Consider the following 6,107-nt stretch of genomic DNA (forward strand, 5'->3'; position numbering starts at 1 on the left):
AGTGGGAGTACAGGCTACCACTGACAGCACCAATATCACAAATAACGTAACGAGCAGTCTTTCTACCTTTTTCACTATCGAACCTCCTGCCGTTTCACCTGTGAACCAACCATGACGATTTCGCCAGCAATACTACTTACTTAATCTTTAATTGTAGAAGGCAGACAATTTAAAAGTCATAAAATCGGCGGGGAATAGATTACAAAATCATAAAATCTCGGGGACTAATAGCGGGACAGCAGTGCTAACAGCCGGGACCGGCCAACTCAACCGCTCGGGAAAGCGAATAGATCCCAGTCCTGAATCTGAAAAAGATATTCAGGCTATACTCAAAATATGCTTCCCTTTTCCCACGTGCAGACAGACAAATGTCTCACTGTCTTTTATTCCATCTATCAGTATCAACGTGTTCCGCACGTACTGAAAAAGCTCCTCAGTCGAGTTAAATTCGAACAACGTAAGCACATCGAAACGCCCGGTAGTGCTGGCTACCCACTTGGCTTCCGGATGGCGGGCAAGCGCCTGGATAACACTATCCAGGCTGCCGTGAGTTACATTCAAGGCTACCATAGCCTCTACCCGCGTGTCTGTCGTGTCAACATGCACAGCCACGGCACGTAAAATTCCGTTCTGCACCAGCCGCTTCAACCGGCGCCGGATAGTGGCCGAGCTAACATTAAGCGGACTGGCCAGCGCCTCACTGGTCTGCCAAGCATCCTGCTCCAGTAGTTTGATTAATTGCTCATCTGTTTCATCAATAGTATACATTTCGCTTAGATGATACACTGTTTCGCTTAATTTGTCAAATAAGCAATAAATAGGGTTGACATTCGGAAGCAGCTCATTTATAATAACGCATTCCTGATTTTATGACCCTTTTGATTACTATTCAAGCTCCAGTTACACTTTTCCGTCATATATCAAAAGGAGTGCATACTTTAATACAATAACAGGTTCCCTCTCTGTCACCTGTTTAGAATTAACTGACTTATCGGGGAGGGTGGTATGAAAACCAGGTAATTAAAACGATAGCTGGCCTCGCTAGGGGAAACCGGGGTGCTGGAGAACAGGCAACTCTACCAGCTTAAATACCAAGCCACACTCCTCCCGTAACCGGAGCCCTGGGGGTAAACGGGCTTAGTAGCGAGGTCAGCTATCCAGATATATTCAGGCCGACTAATTATACAGTCATCAGGATGAATAGTAAAACAAAGGACCCCCAATAACAAGGAGGACAATAGTATGAAAAGGAGAAGTATCTGGCTGGTAGTGAGTTGCCTGTTGGTACTGTCCATGGTGCTGGCCGCCTGCGGACCGGCGGCGCCGGCGCCACCAACCACGCCAACCACACCGACAACACCAACCACGCCGACTACGCCGACGACTCCGACAACACCGACAACCCCAACAACTCCCACCACACCAACGACATCAGACGTGCCCAATCACGGAGGAACGTTTACACTGGTACTGCCGGAGCAGCTCCGCATGCACCCGTTCGTGGGGCGGGGACGGAGCAGTACCATGACCTCTCACATCGGCGACCCGATGATGGACGCGGACTGGAGCAAGGGGAAAGCGGGCGGTTATGGCACCGGAGAAGTGGAAGGAGTGACCATCATTGTCTCTCCCCTGCACATGACCGGGGCGTTTGCCGAGAGCTGGGAACTGATCGGCAATGATACCGTTATCTACCACATCCGAAAGGGGATGCACTGGGGGCTCAACCCGGACAGCGCGGCCAGCCGGCTGGTGGGCGGACGGGAAGCCGATGCCTATGACGCCGAGGCTTCCTACCTGTGGGCTTACAACATGGACCCGGACAACCCACTGCCCAATGCTTACGCCCTGAACAGGCTGACCCCGGAAGAATGGCCGACATCGATAAAAGCCACCGACAAGTATACGATTGAGCTTAAAGGCAACCCGGCGGCCTTTGGCGGCATGTTCAAATGGACGGCACAGTCTCAGGACATGATTCCCCGCGAACTAATCGGCAAGTACGACCTGGGTGACTTCATGAACTGGGTGGGCACGGGAGCATTCATGCCCAAGGACTATGTTCCTACCAGTTCTGCTACCTTCGTCAGGAACCCCAACTACTGGCAGACAGACCCCGTTGGCCCGGGGAAGGGACAGCAACTACCCTACTTCGATAGTATCAAGACCCTCTTCATCACCGACCGATCCACCCGCATGGCGGCGCTGCGTACCGGCAAGATTGACCATCTCGGCGATAGAAGCTCAAGAGGCGCCTCCCCGGGTCTGACCAGGGAAGATGCGATGAGTTTGGTGCAATCTAATCCTGCGTTGAAATCCAACGGCGCCCCTGAGCGTATCCCGATGATTGCCTTCCGTCTGGACAAGCCGGAGCTGCCCTGGCATGATGTCAGGGTCAGGCAAGCGATGTGGCTGGCGCTTGACCGGCAGGCGATAGTCAATGATTTCTTTGGCGGTGAGGGTGACTGGTACCAGTACCCGATAGACACGCCTGACCCGATGTGGAAAAGCCTCGGCGCGTTCATCCCCTTCGAGGAGCTGCCACCATCCGCCCAGGAGCTTTTCCAGTACAACACCGACAAGGCAAAACAGTTACTGGCTGAGGCCGGCTACCCCAACGGGTTCAGTGCGGAGCTGATTCTCGAGGCAGAGAATGTCGACTACGCTTCCATAGTGCAGTTCTACCTAGCCAAAATTGGCGTAGACCTGCAACTGGCCGTGAAAGAGCGCGGAGTTTTCAACTCTATCAGCATAGCCCGGTCTCACCCGGAAGCCATCTGGACCGCCATGGCGGCTCCGTACTCTCAGCACGAGTGGCGGGTAGGGCACCAGAGCAATGTCGCCTATGTCGACGACCCGTTGATGACCAATATGATCGCCGAGTTCGCCAAATACTTCATGATTGATGATGAGAAGGCATACGCGGAGTTCGGCAAGATCTTCGCTCACGCCATTGAGCAGGCCTTTTACCTGCCCTTACCACAGGGGCGTGTCTACACAGTGTGGTGGCCGTGGGTAAAGGGGTACAGTGGTGAAAGCATGTTCGGCGCTACCAGCCAGTTCGGGTTCATGAAGTATATCTGGATGGACCAGGAAATGAAGAAGGCGATGGGCTACTGAGGGCCTGAACACAAAGAATTAGCAAGATGGGGGAAAGAGCCGACTGGCTCTTTCCCCTTCTCTTTCTATCCGGGACTGAGGGCTGGACACTCCCCGAGTCCCGGAGAATTTGATGTGACGGGAGTAAGAGAGTAAAATATTAGTATAGTTAGTCCAGTGGCATTTTGTGGCCGCTAGTTATATTTTGGGGAGAGAAGGAAATGCAGTACGGTTGGACGGGAACAAACCTGGAAGTTGACCTGACCGGCGGGACGGTCCGGAAAGTAGCCGGAGACCCCAGACTGGTCAGAGCCTACCTCGGGGGAAAGGGTTTCGGACTGAAGCTGTTATGGGACAGGGTCCCTCCCGAGACAGAACCCCTCTCCGCGGAAAGTGTCATGGTCATCAGCCCGGGGCTGCTCGTGGGCACTTCATTGCCCGCCGCTAACCGGTGCATTTTCAGCTTTGTCTCCCCGGTAAGCGGGTACTATCACCACAGCGCTATGGGGGGCTATTTTGCTCCGGAACTGAAGCACGCCGGCTATGATAATATCATCATCAGCGGCAAATCACCCACCCCGGTTTATCTCTGGATAAATGACGACCGGGTGGAGATACGTGACGCCAGCCATCTCTGGGGGCAGGGCACCTTTGAAACCAGAAGAATTATCCGGGAAGACCTGGAGAACGAGGGCATCGAGATTGCCTGCATCGGGCAGGCCGGTGAAAATATACTTTTTCAGGCTGCCATTATGGGAGGTACCGGCAGCAGCGCCGCCATGGGTGGGCCGGGAGCTATCTGGGGAGACAAAAAACTGAAGGCAATCGCCGTCTATGGTACCGGCGATGTCAGTCTGGCTAATCCGATCGCCTTCAACCAGCTCAGCCAGCGTATTCTGGACAGGACGCAGGAGAGATTATCCAGTCAGAGGAGCCAGGGTGTGTCCCGCATCAATCGGAGCGAAACTCATGATGTCTGGTACGGTTACTACAATGAGGAAGACTGGATGCAGCTACCGCCGGATTCGGAGCTGAAAAGGGGACTCACTAAAGTCGATGCCAGCTTAAATGACCTGATTAAGAGAAAAGGCGGCAGGGCAGTAATGGGCTGCTATAACTGCGGTATGCAGTGCCTCAACGCCTTCAATCATCACGGCAGGACCAGCGTCATGAAATGCACCTCAATGCTCACCTTCATGGTTTACGCCAAGTACCTGGATTATGACTGGGCTCTGGATTGCTACAGCATGATTGAGGAATGGGGGCTGGATATTCAGGCTTTCCCGCTGGCGGTAGCCTTTGCCATTGACCTTTATGAGAGGGGAATCCTGACCAGGGAAGATACCGATGGCCTGCATCTTGAATTCGGCAACCCCGAGGTCTTCTCCGCCCTGATGGAAAAAATAGTGAAGCGGGAAGGCATTGGCGATGTGCTGGCTAACGGTATTATGCGGGCTGCCCGTCAGATAGGCCGGGGCGCTGAAGAGCGCGTCTTTGTGGTTAAAGGAAGGGAAATGCGTCTCACCTCCACCGCCGCCTACGCGACACCGGCGGCATTACAGCTTACCATCGGTACCAAGGACTGGGGAGGACAGAGAAGCGGCGAGATACAGCGCATACTGAAAAGGCCCTGGCGGGGATTTCGTGAGGGGAGCAAGGAAGCGGCAGCAGCCTATCAGGGTGACGGCTGGTACATCAATCCCAGAGAGATGGAGGAGCGGGAAGCCTTTATTAAGAAAGGCCACTTTTTCTACCCTAAAGAGTATGAAGAGGTCTTCCTCCGCGAATACAACCGGGATGGCAGTGATTTTGACAGCGACCCTGAGTCGTTCTGCGCAATGATATCTTATGACCACCAGCACTATTCCATTACTGACAGCATCGGGATTTGCCACCGCACCAACGGCGCCATTGCCTCGGCAAATACCCGCGCCCTGCTGACGGAGCTGATCGCCACCGCTACCGGAATGGATATCGATGAAGATGAGCTGACGGTTATCGCCAGGAGGATAGTGAATATGGCCCGAGCCTTTAATGTCAGACTGGGACTGACCCGGCAGGACGACATTCCCCCGAAGATATTCTTCGAAAGGGACCCGGCGCCACCCCGCCGCCGATTAGACCGGGATGTCTTCGATAAGTATCTCGACACGTACTACAGGGTAAGCGGCTGGGACAAAGAGGGTATCCCAACCGCGGGGACGCTGGAAAAACTCGGGCTGGATGACGTTAGGCAGGAACTGGAAGAGAGAGGGATTCTGGCCATAAGGCAACTCTCTTAGTAATGATTCGACAGGGTTGCAAGCCGATGCCCCCTGCGCTATCGGCTTATTTTCCCACCTGAGCTTTGCCCGGAACCTGTCTTAAGCCAGTTATCCATAGCCCGGCGGGCGTTTTCAACAAACAAATCGTTGTCCCCCGGTGTGATGGCAATACTCAGCCCCCTCTTTTTGACGATCACCACGTGAGTCAGCGCCAGCCTGGTGACAAAATTAACGCTGAGAGTTGGCAGCCTGGTGACCTCTATCGTCTTTATTCTGTCAAACCCGACTTTGATTGAAAATGGGCCACCCAGCACGATACGCACGTGGTCTTCATATATCTGGTATTTACGCGGGAATACGACCCAGAAGATGAAAACGAGGAGAAAAGCCTCAAGCAGCAACGCCAAACCTCCCTCATTTTCACCCGTGGAGAAGAGGTAGAGGCTGGCGCCCAGCAAGGCTACCGGCATCCCTGCGACGATGAGCTTCAGCAATAGTCCATAGGCCGGTTCGTCCTGGTAAAGAAGCAGGCTTTTCGAATAGTTCATGCCACCCCGGATTGTAACACATCAAGAGGCAGTTTCTCTATTCGAGGCTGAGAACACCCGGTTTTCCTGGTGAGCCGCGTATGATAGAAGGTAGAACTTTCCATGTCACTTTTCAATTGCCACCACAAAGGATGAAAATATCGCCGACCGAGTGAACCATTCCGTGCTTGACACGGAATCCAGTTGAGTGAGATGA

At 53.5% G+C, this 6,107-nt stretch carries 4 protein-coding genes; 2 read left to right on the plus strand and 2 right to left on the minus strand.

Translation table 11 applies throughout. From position 1 onward, the window contains the following. Positions 1-318: 318 nt before the first annotated feature. On the minus strand, positions 319-768 hold the full coding sequence (locus tag Q8Q07_02485; GenBank protein MDP3879158.1) for an Lrp/AsnC family transcriptional regulator: 450 nt from the start codon (positions 766-768) through the stop codon (positions 319-321). 474 nt (positions 769-1,242) lie between these two features. Between Q8Q07_02485 and Q8Q07_02490 the strand changes: the two genes are divergently transcribed. Continuing rightward, entirely contained in the window at positions 1,243-3,120 is a 1,878-nt protein-coding gene (locus Q8Q07_02490; protein ID MDP3879159.1) for an ABC transporter substrate-binding protein, read from the plus strand. A gap of 200 nt (positions 3,121-3,320) precedes the next feature. Further along, positions 3,321-5,381, plus strand: a complete 2,061-nt coding sequence (locus tag Q8Q07_02495) for an aldehyde ferredoxin oxidoreductase N-terminal domain-containing protein (GenBank protein ID MDP3879160.1) — start codon at positions 3,321-3,323, stop codon at positions 5,379-5,381. A gap of 38 nt (positions 5,382-5,419) precedes the next feature. Here Q8Q07_02495 and Q8Q07_02500 read toward each other — a convergent pair whose 3' ends face one another. Then, positions 5,420-5,911, minus strand: coding sequence for a hypothetical protein (locus tag Q8Q07_02500; protein ID MDP3879161.1), 492 nt, complete (start codon positions 5,909-5,911; stop codon positions 5,420-5,422). Between the last annotated feature and the right edge of the window lie 196 nt (positions 5,912-6,107).

It is taken from the genome of Dehalococcoidales bacterium, from assembly GCA_030698765.1.
In the GTDB taxonomy this organism is placed as follows: domain Bacteria; phylum Chloroflexota; class Dehalococcoidia; order Dehalococcoidales; family UBA2162; genus JAUYMF01.

Coding starts and splice junctions, on each gene's coding strand:
- Q8Q07_02485 (MDP3879158.1), bottom strand. CDS start 768: ATGTATACTATTGATGAAACAGATGAGCAATTAATCAAACTACTGGAG.
- Q8Q07_02490 (MDP3879159.1), top strand. CDS start 1,243: ATGAAAAGGAGAAGTATCTGGCTGGTAGTGAGTTGCCTGTTGGTACTG.
- Q8Q07_02495 (MDP3879160.1), top strand. CDS start 3,321: ATGCAGTACGGTTGGACGGGAACAAACCTGGAAGTTGACCTGACCGGC.
- Q8Q07_02500 (MDP3879161.1), bottom strand. CDS start 5,911: ATGAACTATTCGAAAAGCCTGCTTCTTTACCAGGACGAACCGGCCTAT.